Here is a 17767-nt window from a genome sequence, read left to right as displayed (position 1 = left end):
TGTATGAATTTTACGTCGGCAGGTTCGCTTTCACGTACTGCCCGGCACCCTTCCGATCAAACTGGTGCTGGAGAATATAATTGTGGACCTCTGCAAACTGCAGCCGTTTGCGCTGCAGATCATTGAAGATGGGGACCCGCTGGTTGTAATTATTCGCATCACGTTTCGCGTAATAGCCATCCATTTCAGTCATGAGTGTATCAATTCGGACCGTGAGATCCTTCACGTTCTGTTCAGAAGATTTGTATACAGAGTTCAGGTACAATGACTCCGAGCAGCTCCCGAAGGTCTTCGTACCGTTTCCTACATGAATAACCAGAGGATCTGAGTTAATCCCGATCCCACCGTTGAGGGTTTCCGGGGCAACTCCCACAAAGGAGAAGTTGGTGGTTTCGATATACGTATATCCAGTCTGTCGATATTCTCCTTCAGGGCATACAACCCCGACAGCCATATGCGACTCAGGGGTGAATGAGAGCAGGGAGACGTTATACCCTTCCCGGGACAGAAGGCCTGCAAGGAGCAGGCTCTTGTCGTCGCAGTCCCCGGATTTATCAACATAGGTCTCCACGGGGAATTTCGGCGGATTCTCTGTTGAGGTCTCGTACCGGATTGACTGGACTAATACAGTCATGAGTTCGAGATATTCATCATCGTTGAGGTTTTCTTTGTCCCGGATCGTTCTCATTGCGCTGATCAGGTGGGTATAGAACTGCTCCTGGTTCGGATCATGGATCATCGCCAGGTAGGTGTCCTGGATCCATACCTCACTGGAAATATTTCCCCGGATAATGGTTTCCTTGTCCGCAGCCTTTGCACCTGCATACACGGAAGAATCCACAGGGCTTGAGATAGTGATAATTGCCTGTTCGAACGGGAATACATGGACCGGGTCAGGGAGTGTGAGATTTGTTTGCAGGGGATCTATGTGAGGCGGGGTGACCGGGTCGCGATTGATCGTCAGGCAGGCGCTGATGGTGACCACGAGCATGACGATCGTGATCAGGAGGGCATATTTGGCTATCCGGTTCAGGAACGTCATGATCAATCACAGGATCGTGTCAATATCAGCAATGGAATTGAGGATCACATCCGGTTTCACAACGGACGCTTGCAGGATCTCCTCGCGGAACTTTCCCGTTTTGACGAGGATACCTGCCATACCCGCCTGTTGTGCACCGGCAATATCCGTGAAGAGATCGTCACCGATCATCGCGACCTCGTCCCGAGATAACTGCATATCATCAAGCGCCTGGAAAAAGAAGGATTCAGAAGGTTTTCCCATGACAATGGCGGTCTTTCCTGTTGCGAATTCAAGTGCGGATACAACAGGGCCCGCAGAGAGGGAGAGACCGTCCTGCGCCATCCAGTACCGATCCTTTTCAAGGGCGATCAATTCCGCGCCCTCCATGAGAAGCCTGAACGCGGTGTTAAGGCTGGTGTAGGTCAGTGCCTCCCCGGCATCCCCGACAATGACATAATCCGTGTTTTCAGCATCGCGGGTCCCGGCATCAGCAAAGTCCCGGTCCACATCCCCGGTTGTCAGGAGATGGAACCGGGTCTTTCCGGTTTTTTTCATATAGGTGATCGCTGCCCGTGGCGGAGTGAAAATGTATTCTTCGGGAATTGCAAAGCCCATTGCAGATACTTGTGAGGCAATCGTTCTCCGGCATTTACGCGTTGTATTTGAGATACACCGGAACGGCACCCCGCTTTCAGTCAGGTGTTCAATAGCCGTCCGGGCACCAGGTATGGCTTTTCCCCCCGTGTACAGGACGCCGTCAAGATCGATGAGCAGACCCCGGACTTTCATGTATCCCCTCTCATACACCGCACATGGTATCCGAAAACCGATTCCTGCACCGTGCCGGTTTTCTGCATATGCTTGAATAGTTGCATTGCTTTGGAGATTAAACGTCTCACTTTCCCGACTCAATCCATTATCACTTTCACCCCGCCCGCCCGGATATTTAAAGAGCTGTACCGGGATGCTGTAGTACGAACATGTCTGTCATCCCGGTTCCCGCACGTATCGGTGCACTCTGGCAGCAGCGGATACAGGGACTGCAGGAGTACGAGGTCATCCGCGACGGGAATGTATTCGGTGCCGGTTTTTCAAATTCCATGGTATTCTCCACTGAATACGAGCAGGCCCGGCGCTATCTCGAAACACTCCTTTCCCGGTATCAGGATACCCGCTTTGATGCACAGTTCCAGGGCCGTGAAGTCTTCAATGAAGGCGGTACCTGTTTTACCCTTGAATACCGGCAGGATCTCTCTCATCCTGCTGTTGATCGCGATCGTTTTATGACTCATCTCATGGGGGATATGACCCTTGTTCATGGCGTTGGTCCGGTGACCCGGAGGAATCTTGAATCCCGGGGATATCGTTCGATTCCCGATCTGTTGCAGCATCCTGTACTGAAAAACCGTGCCCGCCAGGTTCTTACCTGCCTGTCAGAGGGAAAGACCCTGTCAATAATGGAATTGATCGGCACTCGTTACCCGAAATCCCACGCAACTATGCTGGGTACTGCAGAGTTACATGAACCGGAAGACTTTGTGTTCCTGGATATCGAGACCCTCGGGATGTTTTCACGCCCTGTCATCCTCTTTGGGATTGGGGTGATCGATAACGGACAGTTTGCTGTTCACCAGTACCTGTTGCGCGATATTGCTGAAGAGCAGGCAGCGCTTGTGGAGACGGTTTACCACTTATCCGGAAACCGGGTGGCGCTGGTGACGTTCAATGGCAAATCGTTTGATCTGCCCTATATTATCGATCGTCTCGCGTACTATGGCATGAAGTCTCCTGTGAGGATGCCTCACTTCGATGTCCTTCATTTCAGCCGCCGCCGGTGGAAGGACCGGTTCTCTTCCATGCGCCTGGCAACCCTGGAACGCGAAGTTCTCGGAGTCTGCCGGAACGATGATGTCCCTGGTGCGATGGTGCCGGAATTTTACGAAACATATCTCAGGTCCAGAAACATCGGTCCGCTTGTGCCGATTGTCGAACATAACCGTCAGGATGTGATCTCGCTGGCCCGGATTTTCTTCTATCTTCTGGAGGAATCATATGGCTGTCAATGATCTGATCCGGCTCCTTGAAGTGAACCCGGTATACCGCACCAGGGTGGTTCATGTACGATCAATAGAACCAAAACCTGCCCGGGTTGGGTCCCTTGAATTGCCCCTGTCGCCATCACTTGCTGCATATCTTGATCAGATGGGTATCCGGCTCTATTCGCACCAGTGTGAAGCGATTAATCATGTACGGGCTGGTAAAAACGTGATCCTTACCACCTCAACGGCGAGCGGCAAGACTCTTGCGTTCAATATTCCTGTTTACAGCAATCTTGAAATAAATAAGGATGCACGCGCACTCTACCTCTATCCAACAAAAGCCCTTTCGAATGACCAGCTGCTCTCCCTCGATCAGATGGCAAAATTCACCGGCATTGCTGTAAAACCCGCTCTCTATGATGGGGATACACCCCAGTCAAAGAGAGCCGCGATCCGCGAACATTCGCGTATCATCATCTCCAATCCCCATGAATTACACCAGGTACTTTCGTGGCATGCAAAGTGGCAGCCGTTCCTGTCAAACCTGCAGTTTATCGTTATCGATGAAGCGCACCGGTACCGGGGGGTATTCGGATCGCATATTGCATTCGTGATACGGCGGCTCCTGCGCCTTTGTCGGCATTATGGATCAGATCCCCGGTTCGTCCTCTCAACGGCAACGCTTGCAAACCCCCGTGAGTTTGCACATCATCTCACCGGGCAGGAGTTCGAGCTTGTTGATAATGATGGCTCGCCCCACGGCAGGAAAAATTTCGTCTTATACAATCCGTTTTACGATGGCATCAGCGAACGTTCCATGCACCAGGAGACAAAGGATCTCCTGGTCTCCTGCGTGAAAGAGAATCTCCAGACCCTCTGTTTCACCGGGTCCCGGAAGATGGCAGAGCTCGTTACGGTGTGGGCGAGGGATGATGTCCGGCGGTTATCTCCCGGGCTCGCCGATTCGATCTCGGCATACCGTGCGGGTTTTCTGCCGGAAGAACGGCGGGCAATCGAGCGACAACTCAAGGGAGGGACCCTGAAGGGAGTCGTCTCAACAAATGCCCTTGAACTGGGCATCGATGTCGGTTCGCTGGATGCGGTGATCATCTCCGGGTATCCCGGAACGATGATGTCAACCCGCCAGCAGGCCGGGCGGGCCGGGAGGAAAGGAGATGAATCGCTTGCAATCCTTGTTGCACAGGCAAACCCCCTTGACCAGTACTTCATGCACCACCCGGACCAGTTCTTCGATCGCTCCCATGAACATGCGATCGTCGATACCGCAAATCCGTATATCCTATCCGGACATCTCCTCTGTGCGGCTGCTGAACTGCCCCTGAATGAAGAGACCGACCGGGAGTTTTTTGGCGAACCTGTATCGGGATTCCTTTCGGAACTTGCATCTGATGACCTTTTGCGGAGAACCTCCCGCGGGTGGGTTTATACCGGGCGCGGCCGGGCTGCGGAGGCCGTGAGACTGGATGGAGTTCCCGGCGAGACCTTCCGGATCATGTGCCATGGCAGGCTGCTCGAGACCCTGGATCGCGGGCAGGCATATCGCGAGGCCCATAAGGGTGCGATCATGCTCCACCAGGGCGAGACATTTGTGGTCAACGAGATGGACCTTGAGACACATACGATCCGGGTGACCGAGACCGATGTGGATTACTATACCCAGCCGCAAAAAGAAGTGGACCTGTCCATCATTGAAACCCTGGAGACCCGGACAGTCAATGGTATCAAATGCGCCTACGGTGAAGTGGACGTGACGGAGCAGTATACCGGCTACAAGATCAAGCGGGGCGATACGATCATCGGCATGGAACCACTCTCTCTCCCCGCTCTCACGTTCAGGACGAAGGCATTCTGGTTTATTCCACCGGATTCTGTTGAACATAAGGTGACCGATGCCGGTCTTGACCTTGCCGGGGGACTGCACGGCGCGGAACACGCGATCATCGGACTCATGCCCCTGCACGTGATGTGCGACCGGTGGGATATTGGCGGACTGTCTTCACCTGTGTTTGGTGAGACTGGCGAACCCGTTGTTTTTGTCTACGATGGGTATGAAGGCGGCATCGGGCTTGCGGAGAAGGCATTCGGGATTTTACCTGCCCTGTTCACAAGCGCATATGAACTGGTGAGGGACTGCCCGTGCGAGAGCGGGTGCCCCTCCTGTATCTACTCACCAAAATGCGGGAATGACAACCAGCCCCTGGACAAGGAAGCAACGATTCTCATTCTGGGGGAACTGTGCAGGGAGCCTGAGAAGAATGGATCCTGTCATCCCTGCCCGACAGGACTGAAAATTACGGCACCCTGAATCAGTTCCGTCAATCCACCAGCACGACTCGGCTCTGTGGCGTCATCAGATCGTCATCGAAGATGAACAGTTCATCGATGGTCGCGTTCAGTGTTGTCGCCACATCGTGGGCAAGTTTGAGTGAGGGATTGTATTTACCCTGCTCCAGGAAGACGATCGTCTCCCGGCGCACGCCGACTTTTTTTGCCAGGTCGTCCTGGGTCAGCGATATGCGGTTGCGGTATTCCTTTATCCGTGTCTGCATAGGATCCCCGGAACCTGTAATCCCGGTCTGGTCGTTTTCATAGATATCCTCAGTGATGCAGGGACAATACCCTGTCACTCAACATCCCCTTTCCGGAAGAGCCACTCCTGGTAGACCACTGCCGAAAGTGCAAGGACAACGACAGATATGGCCAGCGCGTTCTGGGTAGTTAGTCTGAGGTAACCGCCGTAGTCGAGCCAGAAGAGCATTGTCATGAAGAAGAGGCCGGTGAGCCAGGCATACGTTATTCCGTACGCCCCGATCTTCTTCGACCGCTCGTCCGATTCCGGATCATCACCATACTTTCGGTGGCGGATGAGCCCGGTGATAAGAAAGGCAAGGCCGGCACAGAGAAGAACTGTCCCGATGACAGCATCGCCTCCGCTCATAAGGAGGACTGCCAGGCCGTATGCAACCATCAGAATTCCGATAATAATCCGGTACATGTTTCTGGGCTTCATGGCATCACATCGCTATGTTATCTATTTCTAACATAGAACCTTATTAATGTTATCTATATCTAACAAAAATTTGTTAATTCTTGTTAATTAGGTTATATTTTTCGAACATCCCCCTCATCTCCAGTTCTCACACCATTTTAATAGGGTTCTGCACTCCACAGGTACTCATCGTATGGATCACCCGCCCAACTTCAAGGAGATCATTGCCCGTTCCCCCATCGTCTTCACTATCGGCGTTGCCGGGGACAGCGGGTCGGGAAAGACAACGTTCACGAACGCGATCCGGCAGATATTCGGGCCGCATCTCGTCTCCACCATCACGCTGGATGATTACCATAAGTACGACCGGGAGGAACGAAAGCAGCGTGACATTACACCGCTTCATCCGGATGCTAACAATATCGCGCAGCTTGAAATTGACGTGGCCCGGCTGAAACAGGGACTGTCTATTGAAAAACCGGTGTACAACCATGCCACCGGCCGGTTCGATCCTCCGGTTCCGTTCACCCCGGGGAAGATCCTGATTCTCGAAGGGCTGCACACGCTCTTTACCCCGCGCCTCCGGGACTTGATGGACTTCTCCATCTTTGTCGACCCGGAGAAGGAGGTGAAGTACGCGTGGAAACGGGTCCGCGACATGGGGCGCCGGGGCTACAGTTCCACGGAAGTGACAGAGGAGATCGTGCGGCGCGAGAAGGATTATGATATGTACATTGCGCCGCAGCGGTGCGATGCGGATGCCATCATCCGAATTGCCCATTCAAAATACGGGAAGGAGAACGGTCCCGAGAGGAATGTCTACAACATCTCTCTCATGCAGAACCGGATGAACCACCGGATTGCCGATGTCGATCTCAACATCGATCTGAATTCACTCCTTTCGTTCCATGACCGGGATTTTTTAATCGAGTTCTCCACGCAGTTTGTGGACTGCGCAAAGATGCGGGTGCTCACGTTCGATGGCGAGATGAATTACGACACTATCCGGAAACTTGAGAAGAGTATCGAGCAGCAGACCGGTATCCACCCGATCGCCATGTTTGAGGGTCGTGAAACGGTCACGGCCACGGATATCGTCCAGCTCATTCTTTCCTGGCGCATCATCCATCGCCGGATATTCACAGGGGAACGGGCCTGATCTCACTAACGTCTACCGGTGTCAGGAAATACCTGATCAAATCAATATATTGTTGAGATCGCACAGCGTACCTTTCCGCAATTATCTCATGATATCGTTACTACATGTTGATTCCGATACAGCGCTCCAGGTATCTTTAAAAGAGTACCTGGAGCGCGGCGGGGGAATATCAGTTGTGTCGATCAGATCGGCCAGCGAAGCCCTTGACCTGCTCCGGACAACACAGTTCGACATCATTGTATCAGAATACAAGTTACTTTCGACTGATGGGCAGGCATTTCTTGAAGTGCTGCGCCGTAACAGGAAAATTTCCACGCCCTTCATCTTCTTTGCAAAGAAGGCGGGCAATACCGTTGTGATCAATGCCCTGAATGCAGGCGCCACCTTCTTCGTGCTCAAAGGACGGGCCCCGAAAAAAGAGTTCATGCTGCTCAGACATTACATCAACCTGGCCCTCCGGCAGAACCGGCTTGAATATGCCCTCAGGGAACAAGAGAAGCAGTACCGCAGTGTTGTCGAGGATCAGTCGGAATTTATCTTCCGTTTTCTCACCGATGGCACGATTGTTTTCGCCAACGATGCGTATTGTTCCTATTTCAAAAAACCGCACAATGTGATCCTGGGGAGAAATATTCAGGACAACATCTCTCCGGATTACCGGGATACCTTTTTCCACCAGTTGCAGGATCTCACCCGTGAGAATCCCGTGCGTTCCATGGATTCACGCATGCTTGCCAGTGATGGATCCACCCTCTGGCAGCAGTGGAGTTACCGGGCAATCTTCCATGATCAGCCTGTTCCCTCGGAATATCAGGCCGTGGGACGCGATATCACCGCTCAGAAAAATGCAGAGTCCGCCCTTGTGCAGGCCCACCGGAACCTTGGCGTCATGAATACGATCACCCGCCACGATATCCTCAACCAGCTCACGGGGGTCTTCGGTTACCTGGAAATTGCCCGACAGTGTAACGCTGACGGAAAGATCGATGAATGCCTGAAAAGAGCGTACCATGCGGCAGAGACCATCCGCGGACAGATCACCTTTACCAAAGAGTACCAGGAGATCGGCTGCAGTGCTGCCCAGTGGCAGAACATGGATCACCTGATCGGAAAAGCGATATCCGAACTTGACCTGTCCGGTATCCGGATCGATTATGACCTTGAAAACCTCGGGATCTTTGCGGACCCTCTTGTTGAGAAGGTGTTCTACAACCTGATGGAGAATTCCCTCCGCCACGGTAAGAGGGTATCAGAAATCCGGATCTCCTGGCGCGAAGAAAAGGACGGTCTGGTGATCGTATACGAGGATAACGGCGTTGGAGTTCCGGCGGGAGTAAAAGAGAAAATTTTCCGGCGCGAATATTTCCAGAACACCGGACTTGGCTTATATCTTATCCGTGAGATCCTGGCGATCACCGGTATCCGGATCTCTGAATGCGGCATACCCGGGACCGGGGCGAGATTCGAGATGAAAGTCCCTCCCGGGAATTTCGGGTTCAGGATTGATGATGATCCTGCACCTGATCCGTGTTCAGGAAAAAAGGAATAGGATCAGGGTGTCACGGTCGAGCGGACCGAGAGGAAGACCGGCCCCCGGACATCGACTTTTTTCTTGTTGTCCGTGATGAACCGCATTGCGTATTCCTCGATCTTCAGGTTGATATCGCTCGGGAGCTTTGCCATCTTCACCTGGACCGTTGTTCCTTTCCCGCATCGTGCCGCTTCCTCGATCCGTGCTGCTGCAAGTGCCGATACCGCAGAAAGATACGAGATGCCGGTGGGCACACCCTCCGTCCGCACCTGTTTCCATTTCTCGGCATCCGGAACCCCGAGAACCGAGCCATCGTGGACAAAGATCTCGTTGGCGCAGGCAGGGCCGCAGAGTTTTGCGGTGGCCTCTGTCTCTTCCACAACAACCTTCACCTTCAGGTCTCCCATCATGCCTTCCCATGCATCGAAGGCACACGGGCCCTGTGCAGTCCCGTTTGCAGCAGCGGTTTTTGCGATTGCAGCGGCGAGCACCTTCCCTTCACCCGAGACCGGCTCTTCGCGCAGGTGCACGGCCCGGGTAATCTCCCGGTCGCTCAGGGGCCGGGGGAAGAACTGCGGGAAGCAGAGCTGCCGGACATCGTTGGCATTGTACGCGATCATCGCAAGGCGTTCAACGCCAAGACCAAGGTTCATGACCGGGACACCGACCCCGTACTCGGCAAGTGCGGAGGGCGAGTACATGCCAAAGGTTGCTACCTCTACCCAGCCATGGACCGGGTGGCGGGCATATACTTCTGTCTGGGAATCCGGCATGTAATACTTGGAGCGTTTCTCATCCGGCTGGAACCGGAAATCGGTGTACCCGAATGCAGAGAGGAGCGCTTCGCTCACTGCTTTTCCATCATCGAGAGTAATATCGTCCCCGGCCACAATACAGGACGCGGAGTGGTAGGTCATGAGCCGGGTCGGGCCTTCCGCCTGTTCGCGCCGGAAACAGCGGTCTACCGAGAAGAGCCGGAGGGGAAGCGGGCTCTTGTCCCAGATAGACCCGAGCGTCATGAACCAGCCGCTCGTCATGTGGCTTCGGAGAGTTGAGCGCGAAGACTCGGGAGCCAGTTCCCGGAACTCCGGGAAAACCTCGTCAAGAATGCGGACAACAACCCCGTCGTCGGTTTCGAGCACTTTTGAGATCTCGAAGGCCAGCTCGTCGCCATCGATCTCCGATTTCTTGTAGGAATGGAGTGTCTCGCGCAGCTTCTCCTCGGTTGCAGTGGCCATCGTCTTGCCAAGAATCCCGTTGATCTTGTCGAGCCGGTCGCGTGCAATCCCTACATTCGGTCGTGGGAGGCCGCCAAGATAGAATACCCGGTCGAGCACGGCCATTGCTTCAGGCCCGAACTGTCGGTATATGTCCTTCTCATCGATGATGACCGGGACCTCTGCCTCATCGAAACCCATCGAGAGGTAGGTCTCCCGCAACTTGTTGATGGTCGAAAAGACCGGGTGGGCCTGCGCCCGCTTGTACACCCGGCAGGGGTAGGTCTCGGCATGGGCAGCCGGTGTCAGGACCGATGGTCCCTCATGCCAGGCCCCTTCAAAATTCTCGTGTGATTTCCGTTTCCAGTCATCGGGATTAAATCTCATGTCATATGCTCCAGCACTACCACTCTGCTCAGTTTATTCTCATCCTTGATTCGGTAATCGCATGCATCGGCAACCTTCTCCGCAAAGGCCCGCACGTCCGCGTGCTCCGGCATGTTCTCTCTTGCCAAACGGTTTCTACTGTATCCCAGATACATATATCCCTTTATTTCCACAAATCTTGCGCCCGAACCCTGCATGATCGCGGCATACTGTTCCGGGGCAACATCATTGAGACCTTTGACCAGCGTGACCCGGATTGCCGACCTGCGGGATCCCAGCAGGGTAAGGCTCTCCCGGACCCGGTCCCAGTAATCCCCGTGCGGGCGGCAGACCTTCTGGTAGGTCTCCCGGTCAGGAGCATCCAGTGACACATAGGTCTGGAACGGGCGGCAGCGCCGGAGCATATCCGGGTTTGTGCCGTTACTGACAAGGAATGTGGTATACCCCTTACTGGTGAAGAGATCGATCAGTTCCGGGAGCCGTGAGTAGAGCGTCGGTTCTCCCGAGAGCGATATCGCCACGTGGCGGGGATCCAGCGCTTCCTGCCACTTTTCTTCTGTCACCGTATTGTCAAGCACCGCGTTGTAGCCGGCGAGCGCCTTCTTCTGGTACTTGTGGATTCCGGCAAGGATCATCTCCGGTGAACACTCCTCTGCCTCAACAGGTTCGTGCTCGAACGATCGCCAGCAGAAGCGACATCGCTGGTTGCACCGGAGTGTTGGCGTCATCTGGACACAGCGGTGGCTGTCGATCCCGTAGAACTGGTGCTTGTAGCACATGTCCCCGCCGGCAAGCGCTCGCTTGCACCACATGCAGGGCTTGAGCGCGGCTGTGGAAGTCTTTGAAAAAAACTGGTATCCCTGCTTCTGCAGGGGTTTACATGGATCGGATGGCATCGATCCCGAGCGTTTCGAGGGACTCTTTTAAGGTGTTCTGCACCGCTTTTACCAGCGTCAGCCGGCGGTCCCGGATTTTCCCCTCGCTCTTCAGCACCGGCTCGAAGTGATAGAAGGTGTTGAACGTGTCCGCAAGCTCCCGGGCGTAGGTGGCGAGGATGTGCGGCCGGAGTTCGACTACAACCCGCTCTATGACCTGGGGGAATTTTGCGATCTCTTTTGCAAGCGCGATCTCCTGTTCCGACTCGAGGTCGTAACACTCGGTAAACGCTCCGGCTTTTTCCATGATGCTGCAGGCGCGGGCATGGGCATACTGGATGTAGGGTCCGCTCTGGCGTTCGAAGTCCAGTGCTTCCTTCCAGTCAAAGACCGTGCTCTTTTCGGGAGAGACCTTCACGATATCGTACCGGATTGCTGCAAGCCCGACAGAGGCTGCGATTGCCTTTCGTGACTCTACATCCAGTTCCGGTCTCCGTGTGGTCACCTCGTCAAAGGCACGTTTGCGAATCTCGGTGATGAGGTCATCGGCCGAGACGAACTTGCCTGCCCGAGTGCTCATAGATCCTTCCGGCAGGGAGACGAACTCGAAGTGGACGATCTCCGGCACTTTCTCGCCAAGGAGCTTCATGGTTGACTGGAGCTGTGCACCGATGAGCTTGTGGTCGGCACCCAGGACATCGATGACCCGATCGAAGTTCGCCCCTTTCCAGGCATGGAACGCGAGGTCACGGGCTGCATAGACTGAAGTGCCGTCACTCCGGCGGATGACATACTTGTTCTCGAACCCGAACTCGGAGAGATCGAGATAGAGTGTCTCATCTTCGTGGGCCTGCGGCATCCGCTTGAGTTTGTTGATGATCCGTTCCGTGTTCCCGTTCCGGATAAAATCGCTCTCCCAGACGAAACGGTCGTGGACAACATTGAGATCCTTCAGCGTGACCTTGAACCCGTCAAGGCAGCGGGAGACTTCTTTCCGGAACTTTCTGACAACGGCCGGGTCGCCGTTCTCCACGAGCTGCATCAGGACATTGACCTGCTGGGTGATCCCTTCGTCCTTCTCGATCTCGCGGTTCGCCGCAATGTAGATCCGGGCGATATGGGCATCCTCTTTCTCTCCCGGCTGCTGGGTGGAATCAAGGTTGTCGAATCCCCAGACAACGATCGCTATCTGGCGGCCCATGTCATTGACATAATACTGCACTTCGAGCGGGTAGCCGGCTTTCCGGAATGCGCGGGCGAGCGTGTCTCCGATGATTGAGTTCCGGATATGCCCGACATGCAGGGGGCCGTTCGGGTTGGCGCTGGTGTGTTCGAGAACAACCCGCGTTGTCTTCTTTTCGAGGTTGCCGTAACCGGGCCGGACCGCTGCTTTGAGCACTTCGCTGACGTACGCATTGCCGAAGATGAAATTGATGTATGGCCCTTTTGCCTCGATGGCGATCCCGGCAAGATCCGGGCGCTTCTGAAGGTCTGCGACGAGATCTTGCGCAATCTTTACCGGTGCCTGTCTCTTCTGCTTGGCAAGGGAGAATGCAACGGTCGATGCAAGGTCAGCGTGCTCTCCGCCCGGAACAAGCAGTGCATCAGCAGCACCGGACGTTTCTTTTATAGCGGTCTCTATGAGGGTAAACATGTCGTGGGGCATCTAGTATCCCGTCCTGTAGCGGAGAATTGCGGCGATCCCGCCGAATGCCGAGAAGAGGATCGACCCCTCCTCGAAATCATCGGAGATGATCTCGACTTTTGAACTGCTCTGGTCGGCCAGTTTTGTCAGTTCGTCGACGATATCGATCTCCTCTTCAAGTATGAGCGGGGCTGAACACTTCGGGCAGTTCCCGAATGCGATGTCTGCAACCGTTTTGCCCGGCTCGATATTGATCGTCTTCTCCGTAGTATAGTCGCAGCTCTGGCACTTGATCCTCAGCCGCGACTTACGGAGGTTACCCGAGAGAAGGAGGGTGTCAACAGCCCCGATCTCAAGGTTATGCCGGATGCTCTCCTCACCATACGCGGCCAGCCCGTCATCCTTGACGAGCTCCTTGAGGAAGCGTTCCATGAACCCCTTCTCCTTGATGACCGTCATGCCCGACAGTGCATCTTTTGCCGCATCCACGAGCTCTGCGAGTCCGTCCTCATTGGTATAGGCGACATCGAAGAGTCCGATGATCCGCTTCTGGACCTCATGGTGGAGATATGCCCCTTTCTCGAACTCCTCTTTTGTCGGGCTCGGCCCGCCTATAAGAACGCCTTTGAACCTCTGGAAAAAATCCTTTTCGGCGAGGTAGATCGCGCTGGAGCGCTCCCCGACTTTGGTATAGAACTCATCAATGGCGATCTCACGCAGGCGCCCGAACCGGGCTGCGGACTGGCCGCCTTTCCGCATATTACCCGGAACCGTTGAATTGGCTCCGTTTACCGGTTCGATCCGGTTGCCGCGCAAAAATCCCCAGTACGCTTCGCGCTTGTCGAGAACGAGCAGGCCGTACACGTACTTCTCCTCGAGCATGTCGAGAAGTGGCTGGAGCTCGAAGTTGGAGCTGCACCGGTACATGTACAGGTTGAGGGCTTCCGGCGGATCGATGATCGTGCACTGGAGATCGGTGCGATCGCCGTACGTTTTTACCGTGCCGCAGAAGACTGCAAGGCCCTTCTCCGGCGGGTGCTTGTAGTATTTAAGACGCGAGAGGATGGATGAGATGGCGCTCTGGACATTGGTGCGCGTCTGTTTGCTCTTGATGTTGGCGCACTGCCCGAACTCATCCTTGAGCTGGTTGGTCACATCGTAGATCTGTTTGTCGGGCGGGATGTAGAGTGTGATAAGTTCCGTCCCGTCACCCTGCTGCGACTTGAGTTTCTCCAGGACTTTTTTGAATTCATAGCGCTTTCGCGCATCGTCCATCTCAACTTCTTCTGCCATTGCCGGACTCGAACCTCTCTTTAAAGCTAGTACCTATTCACCCGCGGGTGGCATAAATTTGCGCCCATTGCACAAGGAGCCTGTCATCCACATCCGGGTTGATGCCGTGCTCCCCGGAGAATTCCGTGAAATTCTTGGGATTTTTCGCCTGTTCATAGAATGCCTTCCCGTTTACAAAGGGGATGATGGGATCGGCCGTACTGTGGAAGATCCAGACCGGGCGCGGGGAGATCTTCTGGAAGGAGGTACTGGGTTCCAGTGATGCAGCGAACCGTACCGGGTCACCGGTATAGCCGCTTGCGGTTACGCTGTCCAGCACGCCCCAGTCTGATGTGGAGATCCCCACATACCCGGCAAAGGCCGGGTCAGCCCCGACTGCAATCGCCGCGTACCGGCCGCCATTGCTCGATCCCACCGCATACACCGGGACGGAGAACCGGCCCGAGAGGAACTGGCGGGCATTGACCAGATCGCATATCGTGAGATAATACTGCGGCCACTCACCGGACTCGAACGCGCTGAAGTCCTGCTGGACCATCTGCTGGCCAAAGGGTGTGCCGGCAGTTTCTCCGCCATTGCCCCGGGTGTCAACAAAGAGGAACGCGTACCCTGCCGCTGCATACTTCACCATGCGCTCTTCGTGCCCGGCAAGTTTCTCCCCGGCACCCGGCACGTAGACGATCGCTGCTTTCGGTGATTCCGGTGCGGCAAGATACGTGACCACATCCCCTTTCTGAGTATGCAGGACGATCCTTGATTTCGTATAGGTCTCGTTGGTGAACAGGACTTCCTCACTAGTGGCTGACGGCAGGCAGGTCACGGAAAGTACGCCGTTGTCATCCACGGAATACGTGGATTTTGCGGGAGTATTGGTACATCCTGCGAAAGCTGCTGCCATGACCAGCATTACTACGAGGACCAGGGGCGCTCGCACGATCAGCACCCCAGGCAGCGCTGGATGAGGCAGATCGTCTTCCCGTCTATGATCCGGCCATCACGGATCATTGTTGGAAGGTCGCGGAGGGCAACATCGATCACTTCGATCACCTCATCCTCGTCTTTCTCATATTCCTGCGAGGGGATGAGGTTCCGGGCCTCGAACAGGAAGATCTTCTCATCCGTGAACCCCGGGGTCGTATAGATGAACCCTCTCGGTTCTATCGTTTCTGCCGCAAAGCCGGTCTCCTCGATCAGTTCCCGTCCCGCTGTGGCGAGCGGTACCTCTCCCTGTTCCATCGTCCCTGCCGGCGCCTCGATGATGTACTGGTCAATCGCATAGCGGTACTGCTTCAGGAGCTTGCACCGGTCCCCCTCAACCGGAAAGATCGCAACCGCGTTTGAAGGGTGGACGATCACCTTCTCCCGCTCTATTCCGGTCGGGAGCCGGATTGTCTTTGTCTCTATCCAGAGGCGCCTGCCGCGAAAGATCTCCATGTCACACCCCGCACTCGGTTGGATCGCGGATACCTGCCGCAGCGAATGCCTCTTTCCGGCATGGCACATACCTGTTGGGAATGTGCTGGCGTTCCGGGTTGAACGCATCCACAATCATACGGCTGTCGGTGAGGCAGCTTGCCCCGGCCACCAGCAGCGAAGCGATCTTCTTTGCACAGACGAGTTCGGTTCCTTCTATGCGCTGGCCGTAGTTCCTGTGCAGGGCTGAAATACCGTAACCTTTGCTCTTTGTGACACCGGCAAGGGTCGATGAATCCATTCCCCCTGAGAGTGAACAGACAGCTTCCATTATTGTACTCCAAGGATCTTGTGCAGCTGGAGCTGGAACCGCACGGGCAGGGTGTTCGTAAGGACGAATCTGACGAGGGGTTGGTAATCCGCTCCGAATACCGGTGAGAGAAAGACTTCCCCGGAGATCGGGTGTGTCTTCAGGACCTCCTGTGCATACCGGCAGTCCGCCTCGTCCTTCACCACGAACTTCACGCTGTCCTCCGGCCGGATCTTCTCCAGCAGGGAGAGATCGCTCTGCTCTCCTGATGACGGGCACTTGACATCCATGCAGATCGAGGCGCAGGGCTGGAAACGGGAAAAGTCGATGGTGCCGTTCGTCTCGATATCGATTGCCGTCCCCCGCTTCTTCATGGATACAAGGAGACGCTCCAGTTCGTCAGCCTGCAGGAGCGGTTCGCCTCCCGTGACACAGACATACGGGGGATTGATGCGCCAGACCTGCTCCATGACGGTGTCAAGGCTCATCTCGATCCCGCTACTGCGGGAGGCTGGCGTGTCGCACCAGCGGCATTTCAGGTTGCAGCCGGCAAGTCGGATAAAGAGACAGGGCTTCCCCTGGTTCTTTCCCTCCCCCTGGAGGCTCCGGAAAATCTCCACAATCTTCATTCAGAAAGCTCTGCAAAGGCAGTAGGGGATTCCCAGATCCGGATCTTAGGGACGGTTGCCTTGATCCCGTGTTCACGGCAGTACGTATACAGGTCATTTCGGATAATCGAGGCCATCAGTTCGCTGGTCGGATCCCCGGGTGTCGTGATGACCGGATTGAATTCCCGGATGCGGGGCACCATAGGGTCATCCTGGTTTAAGATGATCTGATGATCGTACTTATCCACGATTCTCTTGATCATAGCAAAATCGATCAGGATCTGCGTTGACGGGTCCGGTTCCCCCTCCATCCAGATCTCCACCTTCCACCGGTGCCCGTGGAGGTTGGCGCACTTCCCCTGGTAGTGGAGCAGGCGATGACTGGTGTCAATCTGCACCTCTTTATAGATCCCGGTTTTCATTGCTCATCATTGTCCCTGAGAGGATATAATGTTATTATGGCTGAGCATCAATAGTATAAGACAGGCAGGTGGAAGGCCACAATTTATAAATCGATCGCCCGCGTTAGTACATATCCCAGCGTGGGTTATCGATAACCACAAAAACAACTTACATGAGGCTATTTAATGGGACAGGGTAAATTCGCAGCCAGAAAACTGGTTCGGGAGTCAAATAAGTTCCGGTGGGCGGACAAGAACTACGCACGCCGCGAACTCAATCTCGATGTAAAGTCGGATCCCCTTGAGGGGGCTCCGCAGGCGAGAGGTATCGTGCTTGAGAAGATCGGTGTCGAGGCAAAACAGCCCAACTCCGCAATCCGGAAGTGTGTCCGTGTCCAGCTGATCAAGAACGGCCGGCAGGTCAGCGCATTTGCGGTTGGCGATGGTGCCATCAACTTTATCGATGAACACGATGAAGTCGAGATCGAAGGTATCGGCGGCCGTCTCGGCCGGTCCATGGGAGATATCCCCGGCGTCCGGTATGTCGTCACCAAGGTGAACAACGTCTGCCTCCATGAGATGGTCATTGGCAGGAAGGAGAAACCGCGCAGGTGATTTTAGATGTCAGAAGAAGTAGCAGCCGGAAAGAAACTCCTGTTCAACAAGTGGGACGCATCCGAGGTCAAGGTCACCGACCCGAGCCTTATACGCTATGTCACTCTCACCGACCAGATCATCCCCCACTCCTGCGGCAAGTTTTCCCGCCAGGAATTCGGTAAGAGCCACATGATGATCGTTGAGCGGTTGATCAACCGCCTTATGCAGACCGAGAATAATACCGGAAAGAAGCAGCTT

At 54.8% G+C, this 17767-nt stretch carries 18 protein-coding genes and 1 pseudogene; 6 read left to right on the top strand and 13 right to left on the bottom strand.

Features of this window, described 5'->3' with window-relative positions; genetic code table 11:
- Positions 1-10 precede the first annotated feature (10 nt).
- Complete coding sequence (locus tag LUQ43_RS11890) at positions 11-1042, bottom strand: hypothetical protein (protein WP_299967978.1); 1032 nt, start codon at positions 1040-1042, stop codon at positions 11-13.
- A gap of 6 nt (positions 1043-1048) precedes the next feature.
- Complete coding sequence (locus LUQ43_RS11885) at positions 1049-1813, bottom strand: TIGR01458 family HAD-type hydrolase (protein ID WP_299967975.1); 765 nt, start codon at positions 1811-1813, stop codon at positions 1049-1051.
- Between the two features lie 191 nt (positions 1814-2004).
- On the opposite strand from LUQ43_RS11885, the gene LUQ43_RS11880 reads away from it, so the two are divergent.
- Complete coding sequence (locus tag LUQ43_RS11880; protein WP_299967973.1) at positions 2005-3090, top strand: ribonuclease H-like domain-containing protein; 1086 nt, start codon at positions 2005-2007, stop codon at positions 3088-3090.
- Positions 3077-5389, top strand: coding sequence for a DEAD/DEAH box helicase (locus tag LUQ43_RS11875; protein WP_299967970.1), 2313 nt, complete (start codon positions 3077-3079; stop codon positions 5387-5389). Before LUQ43_RS11880 ends, LUQ43_RS11875 begins: the two co-directional genes overlap by 14 nt.
- Before the next feature lie 10 nt (positions 5390-5399).
- On the opposite strand, the gene LUQ43_RS11870 is transcribed toward LUQ43_RS11875, so the two are convergent.
- Together LUQ43_RS11870 and LUQ43_RS11865 are read right to left on the bottom strand one after the other, a co-directional pair.
- Entirely contained in the window at positions 5400-5633 is a 234-nt protein-coding gene (locus LUQ43_RS11870; RefSeq protein WP_299967967.1) for a helix-turn-helix transcriptional regulator, read from the bottom strand.
- A gap of 74 nt (positions 5634-5707) precedes the next feature.
- The gene (locus tag LUQ43_RS11865; RefSeq protein ID WP_299967965.1) at positions 5708-6094 is read right to left on the bottom strand and encodes a hypothetical protein; all 387 of its coding nucleotides are present in this window, start codon (positions 6092-6094) and stop codon (positions 5708-5710) included.
- Positions 6095-6266: 172 nt separating this feature from the next.
- Between LUQ43_RS11865 and LUQ43_RS11860 the strand changes: the two genes are divergently transcribed.
- The gene (locus LUQ43_RS11860; protein WP_299967963.1) at positions 6267-7232 is read left to right on the top strand and encodes a phosphoribulokinase; all 966 of its coding nucleotides are present in this window, start codon (positions 6267-6269) and stop codon (positions 7230-7232) included.
- An 88-nt stretch (positions 7233-7320) separates the two neighbouring features.
- Positions 7321-8781, top strand: a complete 1461-nt coding sequence (locus LUQ43_RS11855) for a PAS domain S-box protein (RefSeq protein ID WP_299967960.1) — start codon at positions 7321-7323, stop codon at positions 8779-8781.
- A gap of 2 nt (positions 8782-8783) precedes the next feature.
- Here the strand turns inward: LUQ43_RS11855 and sepS are convergent, their stop codons facing one another.
- From sepS to LUQ43_RS11810, 9 genes are read right to left on the bottom strand one after another with little or no spacing between them, the layout of a single operon-like run.
- A complete protein-coding gene (gene sepS / locus LUQ43_RS11850) occupies positions 8784-10367 on the bottom strand; it encodes an O-phosphoserine--tRNA ligase (RefSeq protein ID WP_299967959.1) in 1584 nt (527 codons plus the stop codon).
- The gene (gene twy1 / locus LUQ43_RS11845) at positions 10364-11263 is read right to left on the bottom strand and encodes a 4-demethylwyosine synthase TYW1 (protein WP_299967957.1); all 900 of its coding nucleotides are present in this window, start codon (positions 11261-11263) and stop codon (positions 10364-10366) included. The genes sepS and twy1 overlap by 4 nt, the downstream gene beginning before the upstream one ends.
- Positions 11244-12908, bottom strand: a complete 1665-nt coding sequence (gene argS, locus LUQ43_RS11840) for an arginine--tRNA ligase (RefSeq protein ID WP_299967955.1) — start codon at positions 12906-12908, stop codon at positions 11244-11246. Before argS ends, twy1 begins: the two co-directional genes overlap by 20 nt.
- Positions 12909-14180, bottom strand: coding sequence for a peptide chain release factor aRF-1 (prf1, locus tag LUQ43_RS11835; RefSeq protein ID WP_299967952.1), 1272 nt, complete (start codon positions 14178-14180; stop codon positions 12909-12911). It lies immediately after the preceding gene.
- Between the two features lie 37 nt (positions 14181-14217).
- The gene (locus LUQ43_RS11830; protein ID WP_299967950.1) at positions 14218-15114 is read right to left on the bottom strand and encodes an alpha/beta hydrolase; all 897 of its coding nucleotides are present in this window, start codon (positions 15112-15114) and stop codon (positions 14218-14220) included.
- Between the two features lie 2 nt (positions 15115-15116).
- Positions 15117-15614, bottom strand: coding sequence for an NUDIX hydrolase (locus LUQ43_RS11825; RefSeq protein ID WP_299967947.1), 498 nt, complete (start codon positions 15612-15614; stop codon positions 15117-15119).
- A gap of 1 nt (position 15615) precedes the next feature.
- Positions 15616-15924, bottom strand: coding sequence for a 7-cyano-7-deazaguanine synthase (locus LUQ43_RS11820; protein ID WP_299967944.1), 309 nt, complete (start codon positions 15922-15924; stop codon positions 15616-15618).
- On the bottom strand, positions 15924-16532 hold the full coding sequence (locus LUQ43_RS11815; RefSeq protein ID WP_299967942.1) for a radical SAM protein: 609 nt from the start codon (positions 16530-16532) through the stop codon (positions 15924-15926). Before LUQ43_RS11815 ends, LUQ43_RS11820 begins: the two co-directional genes overlap by 1 nt.
- Entirely contained in the window at positions 16529-16933 is a 405-nt protein-coding gene (locus tag LUQ43_RS11810) for a 6-carboxytetrahydropterin synthase (protein WP_299967940.1), read from the bottom strand. The genes LUQ43_RS11815 and LUQ43_RS11810 overlap by 4 nt, the downstream gene beginning before the upstream one ends.
- 165 nt (positions 16934-17098) lie before the next feature.
- Between LUQ43_RS11810 and LUQ43_RS11805 the strand changes: the two genes are divergently transcribed.
- The gene (locus LUQ43_RS11805; protein ID WP_299967938.1) at positions 17099-17527 is read left to right on the top strand and encodes a 30S ribosomal protein S12; all 429 of its coding nucleotides are present in this window, start codon (positions 17099-17101) and stop codon (positions 17525-17527) included.
- A 6-nt stretch (positions 17528-17533) separates the two neighbouring features.
- Positions 17534-17767 (top strand): annotated as a pseudogene (locus LUQ43_RS11800) (30S ribosomal protein S7); the annotation flags it as partial.

The sequence above is a fragment of the Methanoregula sp. genome (assembly GCF_028679125.1).
GTDB lineage: Archaea > Halobacteriota > Methanomicrobia > Methanomicrobiales > Methanospirillaceae > Methanoregula.
This window is presented reverse-complemented; position numbering and strand designations above follow the sequence as displayed.